General features: G+C 66.3%; 19 protein-coding genes. 14 read left to right on the top strand and 5 right to left on the bottom strand.

Going from position 1 to position 22,405, the window contains the following annotated elements; genetic code table 11:
* Positions 1-7: 7 nt before the first annotated feature.
* The 4 genes from ACODTA_RS14845 to speD are packed head-to-tail and all read left to right on the top strand — an operon-like array spanning position 8 to position 3,753.
* Complete coding sequence (locus ACODTA_RS14845) at positions 8-220, top strand: DUF350 domain-containing protein (protein WP_489066685.1); 213 nt, start codon at positions 8-10, stop codon at positions 218-220.
* Entirely contained in the window at positions 213-1,754 is a 1,542-nt protein-coding gene (locus ACODTA_RS14840; protein WP_489066684.1) for a polyamine aminopropyltransferase, read from the top strand. Before ACODTA_RS14845 ends, ACODTA_RS14840 begins: the two co-directional genes overlap by 8 nt.
* The gene (locus ACODTA_RS14835) at positions 1,751-3,370 is read left to right on the top strand and encodes an FAD-dependent oxidoreductase (RefSeq protein WP_489066683.1); all 1,620 of its coding nucleotides are present in this window, start codon (positions 1,751-1,753) and stop codon (positions 3,368-3,370) included. The genes ACODTA_RS14840 and ACODTA_RS14835 overlap by 4 nt, the downstream gene beginning before the upstream one ends.
* The gene (speD, locus tag ACODTA_RS14830; RefSeq protein ID WP_489066682.1) at positions 3,367-3,753 is read left to right on the top strand and encodes an adenosylmethionine decarboxylase; all 387 of its coding nucleotides are present in this window, start codon (positions 3,367-3,369) and stop codon (positions 3,751-3,753) included. The genes ACODTA_RS14835 and speD overlap by 4 nt, the downstream gene beginning before the upstream one ends.
* On the opposite strand, the gene ACODTA_RS14825 is transcribed toward speD, so the two are convergent.
* Positions 3,754-4,713: a L,D-transpeptidase family protein gene (locus ACODTA_RS14825; protein ID WP_489066791.1), complete on the bottom strand. Its 960-nt coding sequence runs from the start codon at positions 4,711-4,713 to the stop codon at positions 3,754-3,756.
* 194 nt (positions 4,714-4,907) lie between these two features.
* Between ACODTA_RS14825 and nhaA the strand changes: the two genes are divergently transcribed.
* Entirely contained in the window at positions 4,908-6,194 is a 1,287-nt protein-coding gene (gene nhaA, locus ACODTA_RS14820; RefSeq protein ID WP_489066681.1) for a Na+/H+ antiporter NhaA, read from the top strand.
* A gap of 90 nt (positions 6,195-6,284) precedes the next feature.
* Here nhaA and ACODTA_RS14815 read toward each other — a convergent pair whose 3' ends face one another.
* On the bottom strand, positions 6,285-7,268 hold the full coding sequence (locus ACODTA_RS14815; protein ID WP_489066680.1) for a GlxA family transcriptional regulator: 984 nt from the start codon (positions 7,266-7,268) through the stop codon (positions 6,285-6,287).
* A 124-nt stretch (positions 7,269-7,392) separates the two neighbouring features.
* On the opposite strand from ACODTA_RS14815, the gene ACODTA_RS14810 reads away from it, so the two are divergent.
* The 4 genes from ACODTA_RS14810 to ACODTA_RS14795 all read left to right on the top strand — a co-directional run bounded on the left by ACODTA_RS14810 (position 7,393) and on the right by ACODTA_RS14795 (position 10,977).
* On the top strand, positions 7,393-8,220 hold the full coding sequence (locus tag ACODTA_RS14810; protein ID WP_489066679.1) for an alpha/beta fold hydrolase: 828 nt from the start codon (positions 7,393-7,395) through the stop codon (positions 8,218-8,220).
* Positions 8,221-8,273: 53 nt separating this feature from the next.
* Positions 8,274-9,050 (top strand): SDR family NAD(P)-dependent oxidoreductase, encoded by a 777-nt coding sequence (locus tag ACODTA_RS14805; RefSeq protein WP_489066678.1) that lies wholly within the window; start codon positions 8,274-8,276, stop codon positions 9,048-9,050.
* Positions 9,051-9,136: 86 nt separating this feature from the next.
* Positions 9,137-9,604 carry a DUF4126 domain-containing protein gene (locus ACODTA_RS14800; protein WP_489066677.1) on the top strand — a complete coding sequence of 156 codons (468 nt, stop codon included), beginning with the start codon at positions 9,137-9,139 and terminating at the stop codon, positions 9,602-9,604.
* Positions 9,601-10,977, top strand: a complete 1,377-nt coding sequence (locus ACODTA_RS14795) for an FAD-containing oxidoreductase (protein WP_489066676.1) — start codon at positions 9,601-9,603, stop codon at positions 10,975-10,977. Before ACODTA_RS14800 ends, ACODTA_RS14795 begins: the two co-directional genes overlap by 4 nt.
* Before the next feature lie 125 nt (positions 10,978-11,102).
* Here ACODTA_RS14795 and ACODTA_RS14790 read toward each other — a convergent pair whose 3' ends face one another.
* The gene (locus ACODTA_RS14790) at positions 11,103-11,267 is read right to left on the bottom strand and encodes a DUF1674 domain-containing protein (protein WP_222989641.1); all 165 of its coding nucleotides are present in this window, start codon (positions 11,265-11,267) and stop codon (positions 11,103-11,105) included.
* Between the two features lie 68 nt (positions 11,268-11,335).
* On the opposite strand from ACODTA_RS14790, the gene htpX reads away from it, so the two are divergent.
* The 5 genes from htpX to purH all read left to right on the top strand — a co-directional run bounded on the left by htpX (position 11,336) and on the right by purH (position 17,788).
* Complete coding sequence (htpX, locus tag ACODTA_RS14785) at positions 11,336-12,283, top strand: zinc metalloprotease HtpX (protein WP_489066675.1); 948 nt, start codon at positions 11,336-11,338, stop codon at positions 12,281-12,283.
* Positions 12,284-12,325: 42 nt separating this feature from the next.
* Positions 12,326-13,606: an RsmB/NOP family class I SAM-dependent RNA methyltransferase gene (locus tag ACODTA_RS14780; protein WP_489066674.1), complete on the top strand. Its 1,281-nt coding sequence runs from the start codon at positions 12,326-12,328 to the stop codon at positions 13,604-13,606.
* A gap of 60 nt (positions 13,607-13,666) precedes the next feature.
* Positions 13,667-14,329 carry a ribulose-phosphate 3-epimerase gene (gene rpe / locus ACODTA_RS14775; protein ID WP_489066673.1) on the top strand — a complete coding sequence of 221 codons (663 nt, stop codon included), beginning with the start codon at positions 13,667-13,669 and terminating at the stop codon, positions 14,327-14,329.
* Positions 14,326-16,059: a heparinase II/III family protein gene (locus tag ACODTA_RS14770; protein WP_489066672.1), complete on the top strand. Its 1,734-nt coding sequence runs from the start codon at positions 14,326-14,328 to the stop codon at positions 16,057-16,059. Before rpe ends, ACODTA_RS14770 begins: the two co-directional genes overlap by 4 nt.
* Positions 16,060-16,198: 139 nt before the next feature.
* On the top strand, positions 16,199-17,788 hold the full coding sequence (purH, locus tag ACODTA_RS14765; RefSeq protein ID WP_489066671.1) for a bifunctional phosphoribosylaminoimidazolecarboxamide formyltransferase/IMP cyclohydrolase: 1,590 nt from the start codon (positions 16,199-16,201) through the stop codon (positions 17,786-17,788).
* Between the two features lie 200 nt (positions 17,789-17,988).
* Here purH and ACODTA_RS14760 read toward each other — a convergent pair whose 3' ends face one another.
* On the bottom strand, positions 17,989-19,473 hold the full coding sequence (locus ACODTA_RS14760; RefSeq protein WP_489066670.1) for a lipopolysaccharide biosynthesis protein: 1,485 nt from the start codon (positions 19,471-19,473) through the stop codon (positions 17,989-17,991).
* 115 nt (positions 19,474-19,588) lie between these two features.
* A complete protein-coding gene (gene polA / locus ACODTA_RS14755; protein ID WP_489066669.1) occupies positions 19,589-22,363 on the bottom strand; it encodes a DNA polymerase I in 2,775 nt (924 codons plus the stop codon).
* Between the last annotated feature and the right edge of the window lie 42 nt (positions 22,364-22,405).

Here is a 22,405-nt window from a genome sequence, read left to right as displayed (position 1 = left end):
GAATGCGATGGTCACCACGGTCCCCGCCCTGCTCAACACCCTGCTTTACGCGGGCATCGGCATCGCCGTGTTCGTCATCGGCTTCGTCATTCTCGACCTGCTGACACCGGGTAAATTGTGGCAGGAGATCAACGAGAAACAGAATCGCGCCGTTGCCCAGTTCGCGGGCGCGATCGCGATCGGGCTCGCGATCATCGTGGCTGCGGCCATCCATGGCTGAACCGGCTCAGGCCGGGTCGGAGCATCCCAAAGGATCAGCTTTCGCGGGGGCGCTGCTCGTCTCCGTCTTCGTCGTCGCCACCTGCGGCCTGGTCTATGAACTGCTCGCCAGCACCATCGCCAGCTATCTGCTGGGCGACAGCGTCACCCAATTCTCCACCGTCATCGGCACCTATCTGTTCGCGATGGGGATCGGAAGCTGGTGCTCGCGCTATGTGAAACGCGACGAACTGCGCCTGTTCGTCCGCGTCGAGATCCTGATCGCGCTGCTCGGCGGCTGGTCTGCCGCGGCATTGTTCACGCTGTTCCCGGTGCTCGATCATTTCCGCGTTGCGCTTTATGCGCTGGTGCTCGCGATCGGCTTTTTCGTCGGGCTGGAAATCCCGCTGCTGATGCGCATCCTGCGCGGCCGTTTCGACTTCAGCGAAACGGTCTCCAACGTCCTGACCTTCGATTATGTCGGCGCGCTGGCGGCATCGCTCCTGTTCCCGCTGGTGCTGATGCCCTGGCTGGGCATGATCCGGACCGGTTTCCTGTTCGGCCTGCTCAATGTCGCCGTCGCGCTGGCGGTGCTGTTCATGCTGCCCGCGAAGCGCGCGATGCTGGCCGAGAAGATCGCCGGCATCGTCGCCGCCATGCTGTTGCTTGGCGGCTTCGTCGTGGCGGAACGACTGCAGCGCTGGGCCGAGGTCGCCGGCTATGGCGAGCCCGTGATCTATGCGCTGTCCACCCCCTTCCAGCGGATCGTGCTCACCCGCAGCGGCGACGATATGCGCCTGTTCCTCAACGGCAATCTGCAATTCTCGTCGCGCGACGAATATCGCTATCACGAAGCCCTGGTGCATCCGGCGATCGGTCGCGTGGCGCATCCGCGCGACGTGCTGATCCTGGGCGGCGGCGACGGGCTCGCCGCGCGCGAGGTGCTGAAACACCCCGAGGTCCGTCACATCACCCTGGTCGATCTCGATCCCGAGATGACCAAGCTGTTCTCGCAAAGCGACATGCTGGTCGCGCTCAATCACGGCTCGCTCACCGATCCGCGACTGCGCGTGATCAATGCCGACGGTTTCCGCTGGCTGCGCGAGGCACGCGGCCGCTACGACGCGATCATCGTCGATTTCCCCGATCCGACCGATTTCTCGGTCGGCAAGCTCTATACTGAAAGCTTCTACCGCGAATTGTCGCGCGTGCTGGCCCCAGACGGGATCGCGGTGGTGCAAAGCACCTCGCCGCTGGTCGCGCCCGGCGCCTTCTGGACGGTGGCGGCGACGATCGAGGCGGCGGGGCTCGCGACCAAGCCCTATCATGCCTATGTGCCCAGCTTCGGCGAATGGGGCTTCATCCTGGCCGCGCACGGCACCGTGCCCACCCAGGCCCGCATCCTGCCCGGCGCGCGCTTCCTGTCCGCAGAAACCGCCGACCGGCTGTTCGATTTCCCGCCCGACATGGCACGGCGGCCGATGCCGGTGAACCGGCTCGACAACCAGGCGCTGGTTCGCGAATTCGCGGCCGAATGGGCGCGGTACGAGGGATGAGCTGGCGGCCGAGCAGGCGCTCGCTGATCGCGGGCGCCGGTGCCGGCGTCGCGGCGGCGGGCATCGGCTGGGGCGTGACACGGGACAACACGCCGGAGGGCGGCGAAGGCGGCGCGGACATGGCGCGCGGCCATCGCCTGCGCGACGGCGGCTTCCCCGAACCGGTGCATGTGGAACGCACCGGCATCGTCATCGCCGGCGGCGGCGTCGCGGGGCTCGCGGCCGCCTGGGCGCTGGCGGAAGCGGGCCATGCGGATTTCCGCCTGCTCGAACTGGAAGACGAAGTGGGCGGCAACGCGCGTGGCGGCCGCAACGCCGTCTCCGCCTATCCGCTCGGCGCGCATTATCTGCCCGTCGCCAATCGCGAGGCCGGCGCCCTGCGCCGGATGCTGACGCAATTCGGCATGATCACCGGCGAAAAGGACGGTGCGCCGGTCTACGACCCCTATCAGCTCTGCGCCGATCTCGAGGAACGGTTGCTCTGGAAGGGCCGCTGGCAGGAAGGGCTGGTGCCACACAGCGCGCTCACCGAAACCGACCGGACCGATCTTGCGGCGTTCGGTGTGGCGATGGAGGAATTCTCGAAGCGGATCGGCAGCGACGGCAAGCCCGCCTTCGCCCTGCCGATCGCCTATAGCTCGCAGGACGCGGACCTGCTCGCGCTCGACCGCATCGGCTTCGCCGACTGGCTCGACGCACAGGGCTGGCGATCGCCGGTACTGCGCGCGCATCTCCGCTATAGCTGCCGCGACGATTATGGCTGCGAGCCCGCCCATGTCTCCGCCTGGGCGGGCATCCATTATTTCGCGGGACGGCGCGGCTGGGCGGCCGATGGCGCGGGGGAGAATGTGCTGACCTGGCCGGAGGGCAATGCGCGGCTGGCGCGCGCGATGGCCGCGCGCTTCGCGCCACGGATCGCGTCGGGCCGGATCGTGTTCCGCGCCACCCGCGACGCGGACGGCGTCGTCGTCGATAGTTTCGATGTCGCCAGGAACGAGAGCGTCCGCACCCGCGCCGCCGCCGCAATCCTCGCTATGCCGCATTTCGTCGCGGCGCGGATCGCCCCCGGGGTGACCGCCCCCGCAAAAGCATTTGGCTACGCGCCCTGGCTGATCGCCAATGTCACGGTTGACCGCCATCCCGCCGGGCGCGGCGCGAAACTGGCCTGGGACAATGTCTCCGCCACCTCCGAAGCGCTCGGCTATGTCGTTGCGACGCACCAGACGATCGGCGCACGCGCCAAGGAAACGGTGCTGACCTGGTATCTGCCGCTGTCGACCATGGCGCCCGCCGCCGCCCGACGCCTGCTGGTCGAGCGCCCGGCGGAGGAATGGCGCCGGATCGTCGCCGACGATCTGCTGGCGACCAACCCCGATCTGGAGGGCGCGATCCGCAGCATCGACCTGTGGCGCTGGGGCCATGCCATGATCCGCCCCGTCCCCGGCTTCATCTGGCAAGCGGCGCCGGAGGCTGCGGCGGCGACGCGGCCGCCCTTCTTCCTGGCGCATTCGGATCTCAGCGGACTATCGCTGTTCGAGGAAGCGCATTATCGCGGCGTGCTTGCGGCGGAAGGCGCGATGCGCTTCACCGGCCACGCCCATGAGACGATGCTATGACCCAGCCGATATCCGCCCCCGCCTATGACGGCCGCCACCTGCTGGCGGACCTGCACGGCTGCACCGGGCTCGACGATATCGGCCTTATCGAAACCGCGTTGCGCGCGGCCGTCGATGCCGCTGGCGCCACCTTGCTCGAGATCAGGCTGCACGGCTTCGGCCCCGGCCAGGGCGTGACCGGCGTGGCGCTGCTCGCGGAATCGCATATCTCGATCCATAGCTGGCCGGAACATGGCTATGCGGCGCTCGATTTCTTCCTGTGTGGCAGCCGTCACGATCTGGATGCGGCACTTGCCGCGATCGTCGACCGGCTCCGGCCCGAACGGGTCGAGCAAAGGACGATCGCGCGGGGCTATGGGATGGCGCAAACCGAAGCGCGCTGATCAGGGCACGAAATGCGCCGGCGTGCCCGGCTTCACCATCATCGCCAACCGCGCGGCATCCCAATTGGTCAGGCGGATGCAGCCATGGCTTTCTGTCCGGCCGATCGATTGCGGTTCGGGCGTGCCATGGATGCCGTAATGCGGCTTTGAAAGGTCGATCCAGACCACGCCGACCGGCCCGTTGGGGCCGGGCGGCAGCAATTCCTTGTCGTGCTTGGAAGACGCATCCCAGAACAGATCCGGATTATAATGGAAGGGCGGATTGTACGAGACGCCCTTGATCGTCCACTTGCCGATCGGCAGCGGATCATGCTCGCTGCCCATGGTCGCGGGGAACTGCGCGATCAACCGGTCCTTCGCATCGAACACCTTGAGCACGGCTTCGGATTTATCCACCATCACGCGTTCCGCGGCAGGCTGCGCCGAACCGACGCCCAGCGTGGCGAGCATAGCCCGCCACTCAGCATCCTCCACCTTGGCGGCATCGATCACCGCATCGCCGATATTGGGCACGCGGATCGAAAGCCCCGCCCCGATCTTCGTGCCGGGCGCGTTGATCGCGATCAGCGTCTCCGTGTCGGTGTGAAAACGCTCCGCGAGTTTCTCGGCGAGGTTGCGATATCCCATCGTCACCAGCTTCGCCTGGGCGCCAGGATCGCTCGGAATCACGGGCGTAAACGGTCCTTTCGCCAGGTCGGCTGAAATCGTGACGACCCGCGTCGCCGGGATGTTCGTCCATTCGGCCAGCGCGGCGCGCGTCGGCGCGTCGAGCGTGCCACTTTTCGCGAGCCCTCGCGATTCCTGGAAACCACGCAGCGCGGCCGTGAAGGACTGGCCTTCCTTGCCGTCGATCACGCCGGTGCCGAAGCCCAGCCGGTCCAGCACGACCTGTACCTGCATGATCGGACGCGGTTGATCGTTGGCGACCGGCTGGCCTGTCGTCACGCCCGGTGATGACATCCGTTCCGAACGGACCAGGATGTGGGGCAGCGCGAAGACGACAGCGCCGATCAAGAGGAGCACGCCCACAAGCCAGAGGATGATACGCAACAGTCCCTCCCGAATGATGTCATGACGACAACGTTCGGACCCGCGCTTTTATCCACGGCAAGGCCAGCCTTGCCTTGACGGCTCCACGGGCTAGGACATGGGGCATGACCCAACGCACCGGCCCTATCTCCGCATTGCGCGATTTCCTGCAAAGCGAAGCAGCGGGCGGAATCGTGCTCATGGCGGCGGCAGCGCTGGCGCTCATCGTCGCCAACGGGCCGCTGGCCGATGCCTATCACCATCTGCTCCACGCCCCACTGGGGCCGGTGCTGACCGAGAAGCTCGGTCCGATGACCGCGCATCTGTGGATCAATGACGGGCTGATGGCGATCTTCTTCCTGCTCGTCGGGCTGGAGATCAAGCGCGAGTTCGTCGACGGGCGGCTCGCCACCTGGCAACAGCGCCGGCTGCCGGTGCTCGCCGCCGCCGCCGGCATGGCGGTGCCCGCCATCATCTATCTGATCGCGGCCGGGCGCGAGCCTGGGCTGGCGGCCGGCTGGGCGATCCCGGCGGCGACCGACATCGCCTTCGCCATCGGCGTGCTCGCCCTGCTCGGCAGCCGCGCGCCCACGTCGCTCAAGCTGTTCCTGACCACCGTCGCGATCGTCGACGACATGGGCGCGGTCGCGATCATCGCGATCGCCTATACCGCCAAGATCAACCTGGTCGCTCTGACGGCGGCCGCCGTGATCCTGGCCGTCATGATGCTGCTCAACCGTCGCGGCGTGATGGCGCTCACCCCCTACATGATCGGCGCGGCATTGCTCTGGTACGCAGTGCTGCTCTCGGGCGTGCACGCCACCATCGCCGGCGTGCTCGCGGCATTCGCGATCCCGATCAAGCGCACGCCGGGCGCGCCCGATGCCGTCGATTCACCGCTGCACCGGCTGGAACATGCGCTGCACCCGAGCGTCGCCTATGCCATCGTGCCACTGTTCGGCTTCGCCAATGCCGGCGTCTCGCTCGCCGGCATGGGGCCGTCGCAATTGCTCGCGCCGCTGCCGCTCGGCATTGCCGCCGGACTGTTCCTGGGCAAGCAGATCGGCATCTTCGGCAGCATCTGGCTGGCTGTGAAATTCGGTATCGCCGGCAAGCTGCGCGGCGCCACATGGCTGCAGATCTACGGCGTCTCGTTGATGTGCGGCATCGGCTTCACGATGAGCCTGTTCATCGGCGCCCTCGCCTTTCCCGGCGATCCGCTGCTGATCGAGGAAGCCAAGATCGGCGTGCTGCTCGGTTCGCTGTTGTCGGCGATCGCCGGCTTCGCGGTGCTCCGCTTCGCGCCGGCGCATGCCGCGTACGAGCTGGAGGAAGCGGAGATGGCACGCGAGATCGATGCGGACGGAGATACGCGTTGCGAGGAAGAAGCAAACCGCCCTCTCCCCCATTAGGACTGAGCTTGTCGAAGTCCTGTCCTTCCCTTTGGCATCGAGCATGGAGAAGGACAGGGTTTTGACAATCTCAGCCTGAACGGTGGAAAACTACGCCGGTACCCCCACCCCGAAACGCCGACGATAATCGCCCGGCGGCAATCCGGTCACCTTGTTGAACACTTTCCGGAACGCGCCCGGATCCTCATATCCCACCGACCAGGCGATCTGGTCGACGGGGCGGTTGGTGAATTCCAGCAGTTCGCGCGCCTTCCCCACCCGCAGCTTCTGCGTATATTCGGTCGGCTTCAGCCCCGTCGCGGCACGGAAGCGGCGTAGGAAGGTGCGTTCCTCCATATGCGCCTCCGCCGCCATTTCCCGCACGCCCACATCGCGTGCGCCTTTGGCCTGCAGCCAATGCTGCACTTTCAGGATCGCCTCGTCGCCATGGGTGAGCGTCGGTGCGAAGCTGCTATAGTGCCGCTGCTCACGCCCGGCGGGATCGATCAGCAAGAATTTGCCGGTCTCCATCATCACCGTCGGTCCAAGCAGCCGATCGACCAGGCGCATGCCGAGATCGGTCCACGCCATCAGCCCGCCGGCGGTGATGATGTCGCCATCCTCGATCACCATCTTGTCGGGATCGACCGTCACGTCGGGAAAGCGTGCGCGAAACGCATCGACGAAGGCCCAATGCGTGGTGACGCGCCGTCCGGCGAGCAACCCCGTCGATGCCAGCAGGAACGCGCCGCCGCAATTGGACACCAAAGTCGCGCCCTGGGCATGTCGATTGAGCAGCCAGCGCGCATAAGGCGCGGCCTCCTCCGGCGTCACGGGCCCTGAGAGCCGCCCTGGCACGATCAGCACCTGCGGCTCCCCATCGCTGCCCGGATCGGTGTCAAAACAACGCGCGAAGCCACCATCGTCGCCGCGTCGCCAATGGCTGACCCTCAGCCTTTGACCGCCATGTTTTTCCGAGAAATTGCCCGCGATCGCGAGCAGGTCGGTCATGCCGTGGATCATCGCCATCTGGCAACCGGGGTAGAGCAGCAATCCGACTTCCGCCTTTGACGGGTTCGCCATGGTTCGCGTCATCGTCATACCTTTGTCAGTTTTGGCCTGTCTTATGTCGGATACGCCAATCCTGATCGTTCCGGAAGCGACCTATCTCCTGTCCATCGGCAGCGGAAAGCACCGACAGTCTCGAAAGGATCGAACGATGAGCACGATCACCACCAAGGACGGTACCCGCATCTTCTACAAGGACTGGGGCAGCAAGGATGCCCAGCCCATCGTTTTCTCGCACGGCTGGCCGCTCAGCGCCGACGCCTGGGACGGGCAGATGGTGTTCTTCGCCAATCAGGGCTTCCGCACCATCGCGCATGACCGCCGCAGCCATGGCCGGTCGGACCAGGTGTGGAACGACAACACCATGGATCAGTATGCCGACGATCTCGGCGAGCTGCTCGAACAGCTCGACCTGACCGATGTCATCCTCGTCGGCCATTCGACGGGCGGCGGCGAAGTGACCCGTTATCTCGGCCGTCATGGCACGCGCCGGGTCGCCAAGATTGTGCTGGTCGGCGCGGTCCCACCGCTGATGCTGAAGACCGAAGCCAATCCCGGCGGCCTGCCGATCGACGTGTTCGACGGCATCCGCAAGGGCACCTACGACAATCGCTCGCAGTTCTTCAAGGATCTGACGATCCCATTCTATGGCTATAATCGGGACGGCGCCGTGATCTCCGAAGGGATCCGCGAGGAATTCTGGCGACAGGGCATGATGGGCGGGCTCAAGGGCCAGCTCGACTCGATCCGCGCCTTTTCGGAAAGCGACTTCACCGAGGATCTGAAGAGCATCGATCGCCCCACCCTGATCGTCCATGGCGACGACGACCAGATCGTCCCCATCGGCGCTTCCGCGCTGATGTCCTCCAAGCTGGTGCAGGGTTCGATTCTCAAGATCTACGAAGGCGCGGATCACGGCCTGCCGCAGACCCAGCAGGACCGTTTCAACGCCGACCTGCTCGCCTTCTTCCGCAACTGACAGTCGAGCCGGCGGGCGGAGCCCACTCCGCCCGCCGCTCAAGGAGATATGAGATGACCAAGGAAACCGCACTCGTCACCGGTGCTTCCACCGGTATCGGCGCCACCTATGCCGATCGCCTCGCCCGGCGCGGCCACGACCTGATCCTCGTCGCACGCAGCGCCGACAAACTGGAAGCGCTTGCCGAACGGCTCCGCAGGGAAACGGGCGTCGCGGTCGAGATACTCCCCGCCGACCTGTCCGACACGGCCGGGCTCGCGACCGTCGAACAGCGCCTGCGTGACGATCCGACGATCGCATTGCTCGTCAACAATGCCGGCATCGCCGGCGAAGGCCCGATCGCGACCGCCGATCCAGCGCTGCTGACGACGATGATCAACCTCAACATCACTGCTGTCACCCGGCTCACGGCGGCGGTCGCACCGCGCTTCGCGGCCAACGGCAGCGGCACGATCGTCAACATCACCTCGGTCACCGCGCTGATGCCCGAGGCGTTCACCTCGGTCTATCCTGCCACCAAGGCCTTCGTGCTCGCCTTCAGCGAAGCGATCGCCGCCGAACTCGGCCCCAAGGGTGTGCGTGTCCAGGCGGTGCTGCCCGGCATCACCCGCACCGCGATCTGGGAAAAGGAAAGCCTCGATCATATCCCGCCCGAGATGATCATGAAGGTCGACGAGATGGTCGACGCCGCGCTCGCCGGGCTCGATCTCGGTGAGGCCGTCACCATCCCCGCCCTGCCCGACATCGCCGGCTGGGACGCGTTCGTCGCCGCCCGCACCGCGCTGCGCCCCGGCCTGTCGCTCGCCCACGCGGCACCGCGTTATCGCTGATGTTTCCACATCGAAATGAAACACCTAGGCATGGCGGCGGATCATTGTAGCATGCCGCCGCTGCCTCCTTCCGATGGAGTCGACCGATGATCCTGCCTCTTGCTCTCCTGATCGGCGTAATCGCCGGACTTCGCGCGATGACCGCCCCCGCCGCCGTCAGTTGGGCCGCCGCCTCCGGCTGGCTGAACCTCGACGGGACATGGCTCGCCTTTCTGGGCTATCGTTTCACCCCCTGGATCCTCACCCTGCTCGCGCTCGGCGAACTGGTGACCGACCAGCTCCCCTCCACTCCCAGCCGCAAGGTGCCCGTCCAGTTCGGCACGCGCATCCTGATGGGCGCCGTCACCGGCGCTGCGGTCGGCATCTCGGGCGGATCGCTCTGGGGCGGGCTTGCCGCCGGCGCGATCGGCGCGGTCATCGGCACCTATGGCGGTGCGGCGGCTCGCGGCAAGCTGGCGGCGCTGTTCGGATCGGACCGACCGGCCGCGATCATCGAGGATGTCGTCGCGATCGGCGGCGCCTGGCTCATCCTCTCGGCGGCGGCTTCGGCATGAACCGCCGGTTCGACGCGATCATCGTCGGCGCAGGCCAGGCTGGCCCATCACTGGCGGGCCGGCTCACCGCAGCCGGCATGACCGTGGCGCTGATCGAGCGCAAATTGATCGGCGGCACCTGCGTCAATACCGGCTGCATGCCGACCAAGGCGCTGGTCGCGAGCGCCTATGCCGCGCACCTCGCACGGCGCGGCGGCGACTTCGGGGTCGAGACCGGCCCGGTCTCGATCGACATGAAGCGGATCCGGGAACGCGCCGACACCGTCTCCACCAATGCACGCGCCAACAATGAAAAATGGCTGCGCGGCATGGAGCGGCTGACGCTCATCATGGGACATGCCCGTTTCACCGGACCGGACACGATGGAGGTGAAGGGCGAAACCATCTCCGCCCCGCGCATCTTCCTCAATGTCGGCGGTCGCGCCAATATGCCCGACTTTCCGGGCGTGAACGACGTCGACTATCTGACGAATGTCTCGATCCTGCAGCTCGATTCGCTGCCCGAACATCTGGTCGTCGTCGGCGGCAGCTATATCGGCCTGGAATTCGCGCAGATGTATCGCCGCTTCGGCGCGAAGGTGACCGTCGTCGAGAAAGGCCCGCGCCTCGTCTCTCGCGAGGATGAGGATGTGTCCGAAGCGATCCGCGAGATCATGGAAGCCGAAGGCATCACCGTCCGCACCGGCGCCGAATGCATCAGCTTCGCGGTTCATGCCGACGGAATCGAGGTCGGCGTCGACTGCAATTCGGGCAGCCCGACCGAAATCGGATCGCACGCGCTGCTCGCCGTCGGCAGGCGCCCCAACACCGACGATCTGGGGCTGGATGCCGCGGGGATCGCCACGGACGCGCGCGGCTATATCACCGTCAACGATGCCCTGGAGACCAATGTGCCGGGCATCTGGGCGATGGGCGATTGCAACGGCCGCGGCGCGTTCACCCACACCGCCTATAATGATTACGAGATCATCGCTGCCAATCTGCTCGACGGCGCCGATCGCAAGCTGAGCGACCGCATCCTCGGCTATGCACTCTATATCGATCCGCCGCTCGGCCGCGTGGGGCTAAACGAAAGCGAGGCGCGCAAGAGCGGCCGGCCGCTGCTCGTCTCCAAACGGCCGATGACCCGCGTCGGCCGCGCCATCGAGAAGAGCGAGACCAGGGGCTTCATGAAGATACTGGCCGACGCCGACACGAAGAAGATCCTGGGCGCCGCGATCCTCGGCACCGGCGGAGACGAGGCGATCCACGGCATTCTCGACATGATGAACGCAGATGTCGATTATGGCGTGCTCCAATGGGCGGTGCCGATCCACCCGACCGTTTCGGAATTGATCCCGACGGTGCTTGGGGATCTGAAACCGGCGGCGTAAGCGATCACACACATCATCCGTTCGGTTCGAGCAGCATCGAGCGAAGTCGAAATGCGGCCGTCGAAAACCCTTCCGTTTTCGTCGCGACAGACGTTCTCGACTGTGCTCGAACCGAACGAAGCAAATCAGAAATCGACCGCGATTCCCTTCAGCTCCCAATCGCCGTAGCGTACCGGATCGCGCCCCAGCGGATCCTCTTCAGGGCGCTTCAGCTCTTCGGGTTCCGGCACGGGCGGGCTTTTCGACAGGTGCGCCGGGGGTTTCACATGATCTGGACGGCGGCCGGTCATCGCATCACCTCGATATTGCAGCGGAAGCGCTTGCCCCCCACATTGGGGATCGAAGGAGCGAATGCCAAGTGAACGGTTTCAAGACGACAATGCTGCTGGCGGCCTTGACCGCGCTTTTCATGGGGCTGGGCTATACGCTGGGCGGAAGCGGCGGCGCATTGATCGCGCTGCTGGTCGCCGCCGGCATGAACCTGTTCACCTATTGGAACGCCGACAAGATCGTCCTGCGCATGCACAATGCGCGTGAGGTCGATGGTTCGAGCGCACCTGAGTTCGTCGGCATGGTCAGCCAGCTCGCCACGCGCGCCGGCCTGCCGATGCCGCGCGTCTACATCATCGACGATCCGCACCCCAATGCCTTCGCTACCGGCCGCAATCCAGAGAATGCAGCGGTCGCGGCGACCAGCGGCCTACTTAACATGCTGAACCGGGACGAGATCGCCGGCGTGATGGCGCACGAACTCGCGCATGTCCGCAACCGCGACACGCTGGTGATGACCATGGTGACCACGATCGCCGGCGCGATCTCGATGCTCGCCAATTTCGGGCTATTCTTCCGGTCGGGCGACAATCGCGGCAATATGCTGGCGACGATCCTGGCGGTGTTCGTCGCGCCCTTCGCCGCGATGATCGTCCAGCTCGCGATCAGCCGGACCCGCGAATATGGCGCGGATCGCGGCGGCGCCGAAATCTCGGGCAATCCCCGCGCGCTCGCCTCCGCGCTCGCCAAGCTGGCGCAAGGCGCGGCGCGCGTGCCCAATCAATTCATCGATCGCAACCCGGCGGCGGCGCAGCTTTATATCGTGCCGGCGCTGAGCGGACGCGGTGGCGACAGCCTGTTCTCGACCCATCCCGACACGCAGAACCGGATCGACGCGCTCGAACAGATCGCGGGCGAGATGGGACTGCCCAATCCGCCGCCGCTGTTCGAGCAGCCGGCTCGCCGGCAGAGCGCGGTTCCGTCGTCGGTGCGCAACCGGCGCGGCAGCGCGCTCGATCCGCTGCGGCGGAAATGACGGCCGGGATTTGACATCGCGCGTCCCCGCTCAGAGGGGGATATGATGAAGCCCCGCTATCCCGCCCCTACCCCCGGCCTCGCTGCGCGCCGCGCGGCGCTCAAGCTGCTCGATGCCGTGCTCCGCCGCGGCCAGCCGCTGGAAACCGCGCTGCACGCCGCGACGCAGGGTATCGAGAAATCGGAAGATCGCGCGCTCGCCCACGCTATTGCAGCCGAGGCGCTGCGCCGGCTGCCCGATCTCGACGCGCTGATCGATGGCGCAACCGCGAAGATCCTGCCGGAGGATGCCAAGGCGCGGAGCGTGCTGCGTATCGCGCTGGTCCAGGCGCTGGCACTGGGCACCCCGCCCCATGCGGCGATCTCGACGGTTCTGCCCTTGGTGGATGGCGGCCCCAAGCGACTGGTGCACGGCGTGTTCGGCAGCCTGATGCGCGGCGGTGCACGCTTGCCCGAACATCCGGCATTGCCGCCGCATGTGCGCGAGCGTTGGTCTGCCAATTGGGGCGATGCGATGGTCACCGCCGTAAGCCCCGCGCTCGCGGCACCGCCGCCGCTCGACCTGACATTGAGGGATGTAGCCGAAACCGCACATTGGGTCGAAGCACTTGGCGGCACCTGCCTGGCGCCCGGCCATGTCCGCGTGGCCGATAATGGTCCGGTGAAAGGGCTGCCCGGCTTCGACGCCGGCGCCTGGTGGGTACAAGATCTCGCCGCATCGCTGCCTGCGCGGTTGCTGGGGTCGGGCGACGACGTCGCGCTCGATCTGTGCGCGGCGCCCGGCGGCAAGGCGCTCCAGCTCGCCGCCGCGGGCTGGCGCGTGAAGGCGCTCGACCGCAGCGCGCGACGGCTGGAGCGTGTCGCGGAAAATGCAGCGCGGATCGGGCTTCCGCTCGATATCGTGACCGCCGATGCGCTCGAATGGGCGCCGGACGGCCCGGTGCACGCCATCCTGCTCGACGCCCCCTGCACGGCGACCGGCATTTTCAGGCGGCATCCCGACGTTCTGTATCGGATCGGCGAGAAGGAGATCGCCGAGATGGCGGCGTTGCAGGGCCGGATGCTGGCGCGGGCTGTCGACTGGCTCGCCCCCGGTGGCCGGCTGGTCTACGCGACCTGCTCGCTCGAACCCGAGGAAGGCGAAAACGGGATAGAGGCCCTGCTCGCCACGCGCGCCGACATCGCGATCGATCCCGTCCGGCCCGAAGAGCTGCCCGCCGGCGTGCCTCCGCATGAACGCGGCTGGGTCCGCACCTTGCCTGGCATGCTCGCCGAACAAGGCGGGCTCGATGGCTTCTTCATGGCGCGATTGATCCGGAGATAATGTCGGCGGGTTATCCCGCGCTTGCCCGCGCGCAGCCCCTTGGCTAAGGCCCGGGGTTCCATGACCCATCCCATCCGCATCGCGCCATCCATCCTCTCCGCCGACTTCGCCCGCCTGGGCGAGGAAATCCGCGCCATCGACGCGGCCGGCGCCGACTGGATCCATGTCGACGTGATGGATGGCCATTTCGTGCCCAACATCACCATCGGCCCGGCCGTGGTGAAGGCGCTTCGCCCACACACGGCCAAGCCGTTCGACGTGCATCTGATGATCTCGCCGGTCGATTCCTATCTGGAAGCCTTTGCCGAGGCCGGCGCGGACATCCTGACCGTGCATCCCGAAGCCGGCCCGCACACGCACCGCACCGTCCAGGCGATCAAGGCGCTCGGCAAGATGGCGGGCGTGGTCCTCAATCCCGCGACCCCGGCCAAGATGCTCGACTATCTGATCGAGGATGTCGATCTGGTGCTGGTGATGAGCGTCAATCCCGGGTTCGGCGGCCAGAGCTTCATCGAAAGCCAGCTCCGCAAGATCGAGGCGATCCGCAAGATGATCGACAAGACCGGCAAGGACATCCGGCTTGAGGTCGACGGCGGCATCGACGTGAACACTGCCCCGCGCGCGATCGCGGCAGGCGCCGATACGCTCGTCGCCGGCACCGCGACCTTCCGGGGCGGCCCGGATCGCTACGCCGCCAATATCGAGGCGCTGAGGGGCGGGTGAGCGCCGATCCGCCCATCGGAAGGGGCGCCGACGGCATCGAGCAGGGCAAACGGCTCGTGCGGCTCGGCGACAAGGGGCTTTCCCTGGCCGAGCGGCTGACCGCGCGCCTCCACCGGCTGAGCTGGCGGACGCCGCTCCATGCCTTGCGGCTGAAGGGCCGTCATCCGCTCAAGCTGATGGCGGTGCCCGACGATCCGATCATGGGCGATGCGCGCGGCGGCCGATCGCTGCTGTCGGGCACATTCCTGTTTCGTGGCGAGCGGCTGGAACTGGCCGATCTCGACTTCGCCCGGCTCGACGCCTCGCCCGGCCTCGCCGAACATATCCACAGCTTCGCCTGGCTGCGCGACCTTTCGACGGTGGCGACGCGCGAGCAAGGCGCGCCGATCGCCGAAGCCGTGATGCGCAAATGGACGGCCCGTCATGCCGAGCAGGTGAGCGACCTCGCCTGGCGGCCCGATCTGTGGGGCAAGCGCATCCTGTTCTGGACCGCGCATGCGCCGCTGATCCTGTCGAGCCATGACCTGATCTATCGTTCGGCGGTGCTCAACGCGCTCGCACGCGGCGCGCGGCATCTCGATCGCGGCGCCGACAAGGCCGAACCCGGCGTACCGCGCATCGCCGCCTGGGCGGGATTGACGGCGGCCGGACTGCTGATTCCGGGATCGGGCACGCGCCTCGCGTCGGCCGAGTCCGGCCTGGCCCGCGCATTGCAGACCGGGCTGTTTTCCGATGGCGGCGTGGTGTGCCGGTCTCCGTCGGGCCAGATCGAGGCGGTGATGCTGCTGTCCATGCTGCTCGCCGTGTACGATGTCCGTCGCCAGACGCCGCCCGATATTCTCGAAGCGGCGATCGGGCGCGCGGTGCCCGCCTTGCTGGGCGTCACCCATGGCGACGGCGGGCTGGCCAGCTTCCAGGGCAGTGCGCCACTGCCACCGGAGAAAGTCTCCGCCGTCATCGAGGCGTCGGGTATCCGCACCCGGCCGCAACGCCAGCCGCGCGAATGGGGCTATCACCGGCTCTCGGGCGGCGCGACCGTGCTGATCGTCGATGCCGGGCCGCCGCCGGTCAGCCGACTCAGCGCCGGCGGCTGCGCGTCGACCCTCGCCATCGAAATGTCCGACGGGCCGCACCGGCTGATCGTCAATTGCGGTGGATCGCGCGAATCGAGTGCTTATGTCCCCACCCGGCTGACCGCAGGGTTGCGATCGAGCGCCGCGCATTCGACGCTGATCGTCGCCGACAGCAACAGCACCGCGATCCATGCCGATGGCTCGATGGGGCGCGGCGTCGCCGAGATCGAGCTCGACCGTCGCGAACTCGATACCGGCAGCCGGATCGAGGCGAGCCATGACGGCTATGCCCGCCGCTTCGGCTTCATCCATCGCCGCCTGCTCGCGCTGACCTCCGACGGCAAGGAGTTGCGCGGCGAGGACACGCTGCTGCCCGCACCGCACCGCAAGCGAGCCGATACGACGGCGTTTTCGGTGCGATTCCATCTGGCGCCGAAGGTTGAGGCGTCACCGACCGCCGATGGCATGGGGGCGCTGCTCCGCATCGGCCAGGGCGCCCTGTGGCAGTTTCGCTGCCGTGGCGGCGCGCTGACCATCGAGGACAGCATCTGGGTGGATGCCGATGGGCGTCCGCACAATACGCTTCAGCTCGCCGTGGCGGCGGAAGTGACGGCTGAGGGCGGCACGGTCGGCTGGGTACTGAAGCGCGCAGGCTAAGACGGCCCCTTATTCGGCTCTCCAGGCCCGTAAATGCGGGTCCACTGGAAGGCGCGCGCCCTTTTCTTCGTGGGGAAAAGAAGTAGAGGGCTTCGGAATGCTCAGCCCGAACGGATTCGGGACAATTCAGGGATTGAAGATGACCGACGTGAAGATCACCCGTGCGCTCCTTTCGGTGTCGGACAAGAGCGGCCTTGCCGAACTGGGCGCCGCGCTGGCGCGCCACAGCGTCGAACTGGTTTCGACGGGCGGCACGGCCAAGGCGCTGCGCGACGCCGGCCTCGCGGTCAAGGATATCTCGGATCTCACCGGCTTTCCCGAAATGATGGACGGCCGCGTCAAGACACTGCATCCCAAGGTCCATGGCGGATTGCTCGCGGTGCGCGACGATGCCGCGCATGTCGCATCGATGGAGGAGCATGGTATCGGCGCGATCGATCTGGTCGTCGTCAATCTCTATCCCTTCGCGCAGACCGTGGCCAAGGGCGCCGAGCGCGACGAGATCATCGAGAATATCGATATCGGCGGCCCATCCATGGTCCGTTCGGCCGCCAAGAACCACGCGCATGTCGCGATCGTCACCGATCCCGCCGACTATGCCGAGCTGATCGCGGCGATCGACGGCAATGGCGGCGCGACCAGCCTCGATTTCCGCCGGCGCCTGGCCGCCAAGGCCTTTGCCGCCACCGCCGAATATGATTCGATGATCGCGTCCTGGTTCGCCTTCGCCGATCAGGGCGAGATGTTCCCGGCCAAGCTGACCGTGCCGTTCCGCATCGGCCAGTCGCTGCGCTATGGCGAGAATCCACACCAGTCGGCCGCGCTCTACCTGCCCGCCTTTGCGCCCAATGGATCGCTCGCCGACCATCGCCAGGTGCAGGGCAAGGAATTGTCGTACAACAATCTCAACGACGCCGACGCCGCGCTCGAACTGGTTTCGGAATTCCGCGATGGGCCGCCGACCGTGGTGATCGTCAAGCATGCCAATCCCTGCGGCGTGGCGAGCGGCGAAACACTGATCGAAGCGTATAAGGCCGCGCTGGAATGCGACAGCGTCTCGGCATTCGGCGGCATCATCGCGGTCAACCGCCCCCTCGATGGTGCCACCGCCGAGGCGATCTCCGGCATCTTCACCGAAGTCGTCGCGGCCCCCGATGCAGATGCAGATGCACTCGCAGTGTTCGCGAAGAAGAAGAATCTCCGCCTGCTGCTCACCGGCCCGCTCGGTGATCCTGCGCGCGGCGGCATGACATTGAAGACGATCGCGGGCGGGGCGCTCGTCCAGTCGCGCGACAATGGCCGGATCACGCGCGACGCGCTGAAGGTGATGACCAAGCGCCAGCCGACCGAACAGGAGCTGACCGACTGCCTGTTCGCCTGGACCGTCGCCAAGCACGTCAAGTCGAACGCGATCGTCTATGCCAGGGACGGCGCGACCGCCGGCATCGGCGCCGGCCAGATGAACCGTCGCGATTCCGCCCGCATCGCCGCCGCCAAGGCAAAGGAAGCCGCGGAGACCTATGGCTGGGAAGCGCCGCGCACGATCGGTTCGGCCGTCGCCTCCGATGCATTCTTCCCCTTCTCCGACGGCCTGCTTGCCGCGGTCGAGGCCGGCGCCACCGCCGTCATCCAGCCGGGCGGCTCGATCCGTGACGACGAAGTGATCGCCGCCGCCGACGAGGCCGGCCTGGCGATGGTCTTCACCGGCATGCGCCACTTCCGGCACTGAGGGAAAGCGGAGGGCTTGAGTCCCAAGCCCTCCGAGCATCCAGCTCTGCGCCAACCGTCATGCCAGCCCTTCGACTGCCTGCAAGGCAGGCGCTCAGGATGAACTGCGCCTTCGGTGCAGGCTGGCATCTTGCCGGCAATTCAGTGCTTGGGCCTCGAGCAGCCCCCCGGTTTTCGTTGGGTTGACGCGTTTTATCGGCGTCAGGCCGCTTTTTCCTTCATCCGGAACAGCGCGCGATCGTCAGGCCCGAAGCCCCGCGTCCAGATGACATAGCCATAGACGCCCAGGATCAGCGGAATGCCGAGCCCCAGTTCGAGCCATTCAGGAAGCTGCGTCACGACATAGCCGACGACGATCGCCACGGCGGCTGCCCAGATCAGCGCCCAGCGCCAGCCATTGACGGGCGAATCGAGCAGTCGCGAGAGCAACCGGGCCTTGACGATCGAAGCCAGACCGAGCGCGCAACACAATGCTGCCGGTGGACCGGCAGCCACCCAGAGCGCGGGCCAGCCCATTTCCTGTATGGCGAGAATGAAGACCACGCTCAGCGCCGCCTGGATGACGATCATCACCAGCGAGATCATCATGTTGCGATGGCGCGCGACATAGATCAGCGCCGACTCGCTGACGACGGCGGTCGCGGCGACGACCTCGGCGCCTAGCAGGAAAGCGAGCGCGCCGACGCCGCCGACAAAGCCGGGGCCGACCAGACCCATCACGCCCTCACCCGGGATGCCAAGCGCCAGCGCGATCCCGGCCTGCGCGGCGATGATCCAGAAACCGACCTGGCTGACCTGACGTGCGACCGCCGCGCGATCGCCCGCTTCCAGATTGCGCGTGATCACCGGCCCCAGGATCGGATCGAAGCTGGTCTTGAGCTTCTGCGGCAGCGAAGCGACCTGCTGCGCGACATAATAGATGCCGACGATCGCGGGTGAGACGAACAGGCCGAGAATGGCGAGGTCGAGCCGGCGCGACCCCCATTCGACCGCGTCGGCCGCCGCCAGCGGCATGTTCTGGCGCATCAGCCGAACGATCGGTGCCGGGCGGGGCCGCCAGCCATGCGGTACGCCATAGCTCCGGAAGAATGGCCAGAGCGACGCGAGGAGCGCCGCCGCCATGGAGACCGCATAGGCGATGATCAGCCCGTCACGCGTGGAATAGAAAGCCAACGCAAAGGCCGCGATACTGATCGTCCAGGGTTCGATCACCGAACGCGCACGCACCGTGGCGGCGATATCGTAGCGATAGGCAAGCGCCGCGAGCGTCAGATCCGAACCGACCAGCGCGAAGATGGTGAGCGGCAGCAACAGTTCCAGCCCGTTGATCTGGCTGTTCGGAAACATCGCCTGGGGAAAGATCATCAGGATGCCCGCGACGGCCACCGAAACGAGGCCGCCGACAAGCAATGCATCCCACACGACATGGACATGTGGTCGATCGGTCTTGGATAGCTGCTCGGCCAATCCCCGCTTCAAGCCGAACGTCGCGATCTGCGCGGCGAACTCGACGACGAGCACCGCATAGGCGAAACGGCCCAGCGCTTCCTCGCCATACCAACGCCCGGCGATGAACAGGAAGGGCAGCCGCGCGGCCAGGCGCAGCAGGAAACCGAAGAAATTGGTCCGGCCGCCCTTGGCGAGCGCCTGGATATCCTCGGACTTTTCGGCGGGCGCGGCCGTCAAGGCAGTAGCGTCATTCCGGCAGAAGCCGGAATCCAGAGGCGCGGCATGTGCTCGACAGGCTCCTGCTCAGGGATTCCGGTTCTCGCCGGAACGATGGACAGGCACAAGCCCCCCATCAATGCGCGGCGCCCCAGCTACGGCCGGTACCGATCTCGACGCCCAGCGGCACCGACAGCGTCACCGCCGGCTCGGCAGCATTCGCCATGACTCGCTCAATGACGGGCTTCGCACGCTCGACATCGCCCTCGGGCAATTCGAACACCAGTTCGTCATGCACCTGCAGCAGCATCTTCACATCGCGCAATCCGGCATCGAGCAAAGCCGGCCCCATGCGCGCCATCGCCCGCTTGATGATATCGGCGCTGGTGCCCTGGATCGGCGCGTTGATCGCGGCGCGCTCGGCGCCCTGCCGCTCGTGCTGGACGCTCGACTTGATCCGCGAAAAATGCGTCTTGCGTCCGAACAGGGTGGTGGTGAAGCCGCATTCGCGCACGCTCGACAGCGTTTCCGCGATATAGTTGCGGATGCCGGGGAAGCGTTCGAAATAACGATCGATCATCGCCTGCGCCTCGTCCGGCGCGATCTCCAGCCGGCCGGCCAGGCCCCAGCGCGAAATGCCGTAGAGGATCGCGAAATTGATCGTCTTGGCGCGTGCGCGGGTGTCGCGATTGATTTCCCCGAACAATTCCTGCGCGGTCATGTTGTGGATGTCGTCGCCACGCAGGAAGGCTTCGCGAAGCTGCGGCACATCCGCCATGTGCGCGGCGAGCCGCAGCTCGATCTGGCTATAGTCGGCGGAAAGCAGGACATTGCCGGGTTCGGCGACGAATGCGTCGCGGATACGCCGCCCGGCTTCGGTGCGAATCGGGATATTCTGGAGATTGGGGTCGTTCGACGACAGACGCCCGGTCTGTGCGCCCGTCAGCGAATAGCTGGTGTGAACCCGTCCGGTCTCCGCCTTGATCTCGGCCTGAAGCGAATCGGTATAGGTCGATTTCAGCTTGGAGAGCTGGCGCCAGTCGAGCACCTTGCGCACCATCTCGACACCGGGCCCGCCATCCTTGTCGCCGGCGATCCGCTCCAGTTCGTTGACGTCGGTCGAATAGACGCCGGACTTGCCCTTGCGGCCGCCCTTCAGCCCCATCTTGTCGAACAGGATATCGCCAAGCTGCTTGGGGCTGCCGATCGTGAAGGGTACGCCCGCGATCGCGTGAATCTCCTTCTCCAGCTCGACGATCTGTCCGGAGAATTCAGCCGAGAGCCGCGCCAGTTCCTCGCGGTCGACCTTGATGCCCTCGCGCTCCATGGCGGACAGCACGGGCACCAGCGGCCGATCGACCATTTCGTAGACGCGCGTGACATGTTCGGGCGAGAGGCGAGGTTTCAATCGCCGCCACAGCCGGAGCGTGACGTCCGCATCCTCCGCCGCATAGCGCGTCGCTTCGCGCAACGGGACTTCGTGAAAACCCTTTTGCGACTTGCCCGTGCCGACCACGTCCTTGAACGCGATGCAGCTATGGTCGAGATGCGTGGTCGCCAGTTCGTCCATGCCATGGCCATGAAGACCCGCATCGAGATTGAAGCTCATCACCATCGTATCATCGACCGGCGCGACCGCGACGCCCTGACGGCCAAGGATGCTGATGTCGTATTTGGCGTTGTGCCCGATCTTGAGCACCGCCGGGTCCTCGAACAATGGCTTCAGCCGAGCGAGCGCCTGATCGGTCGGGATCTGCACAGGCGTTTCGGAGAGCAAGTCGTTGCCGCCATGGCCGAGCGGAATATAGCACGCCTTGTTGGGCGCGGTCGCCAGGCTGATGCCGACCAGCCGCGCCATCGCGCCAAGCCCGTCGGTCTCGGTATCGAAGGCGACGAAGCCCTGCGCGGTCGCCGCGGCGATCCAGCGGTCGAGCGCGTCCAGATCGATCACGCTTTCATAGGCGTCGTGATCGCAGGGCGGATCGGCGGGCAGCTCGATCGTTGACGCAGGTGCGGGCTGCGGCGCATCGACGCCACCACCAGCGGCCGTGCCCAAGCGCATCAGCAGCGACTTGAAGCCGTGATGATCGAGGAATGCGCGCAGTGGCGCCTCGGGTATGCCCTTGAGTTCCAGATCCTCCAGCGGATCGGGTAGCGGCACTTCGCTGGCAAGCTCGACCAGCTTACGCGACAGCCGTGCCATCTCGGCATGCTCGATCAGATTGTCGCGCAGCTTGCCGGCCTTCATCGTCGGCGCGGCGGCCAGCACCGCCTCGACATCGCCATGCTCGAGAATCAGCTTCGACGCGGTCTTGGGTCCGACACCGGGAACGCCGGGCACATTGTCGACGCTGTCGCCCATTAGCGCGAGCACGTCTCCAAGCTGGTGCGGCATCACGCCGAACTTCTCGACGACCGCCTCAGCGCCCAGCCGCCGGTTGTTCATCGTGTCGTACATGTCGAGGCCGGGTTCGATGAGCTGCATCAGGTCCTTGTCGGAACTGACGATCGTCACCTGCCAGCCCTGTGCCAGCGCCGCCTTCGCATAGCTGGCGATCAGGTCGTCGGCTTCCCAGCCCTCCTCCTCGATGCAGGGCAGCGAGAAGGCGCGCGTCGCGTCGCGGATCATCGGGAACTGGGGAATCAGGTCTTCGGGTGGCGGCGGACGTTGCGCCTTGTACTTGTCGTAAAGCTCGTTGCGAAAGGTGTGCGACGACTTGTCGAGCACGACCGCCATATGCGTCGGCCCATCGGCCTTGTGGACTTCATCGGCGAGCTTCCACAGCATCGCGGTATAGCCGTAGACGGCGCCGACCGGCTCGCCATGCTTGTTGGTGAGCGGCGGCAGCCGGTGATAGGCGCGGAAGATGTAGCCGGAGCCGTCGACGAGATAGAGATGGTTGCTGGCCATGCGCGCGGGGATAGCCGAACGCGACTGGCGCCGCCACTCCCC

The organism is Sphingomonas sp. FG14 (assembly GCF_057809675.1).
The sequence above is the reverse complement of the archived record's forward strand: the minus strand, read 5'-3'. Positions and strand labels throughout refer to the sequence as shown.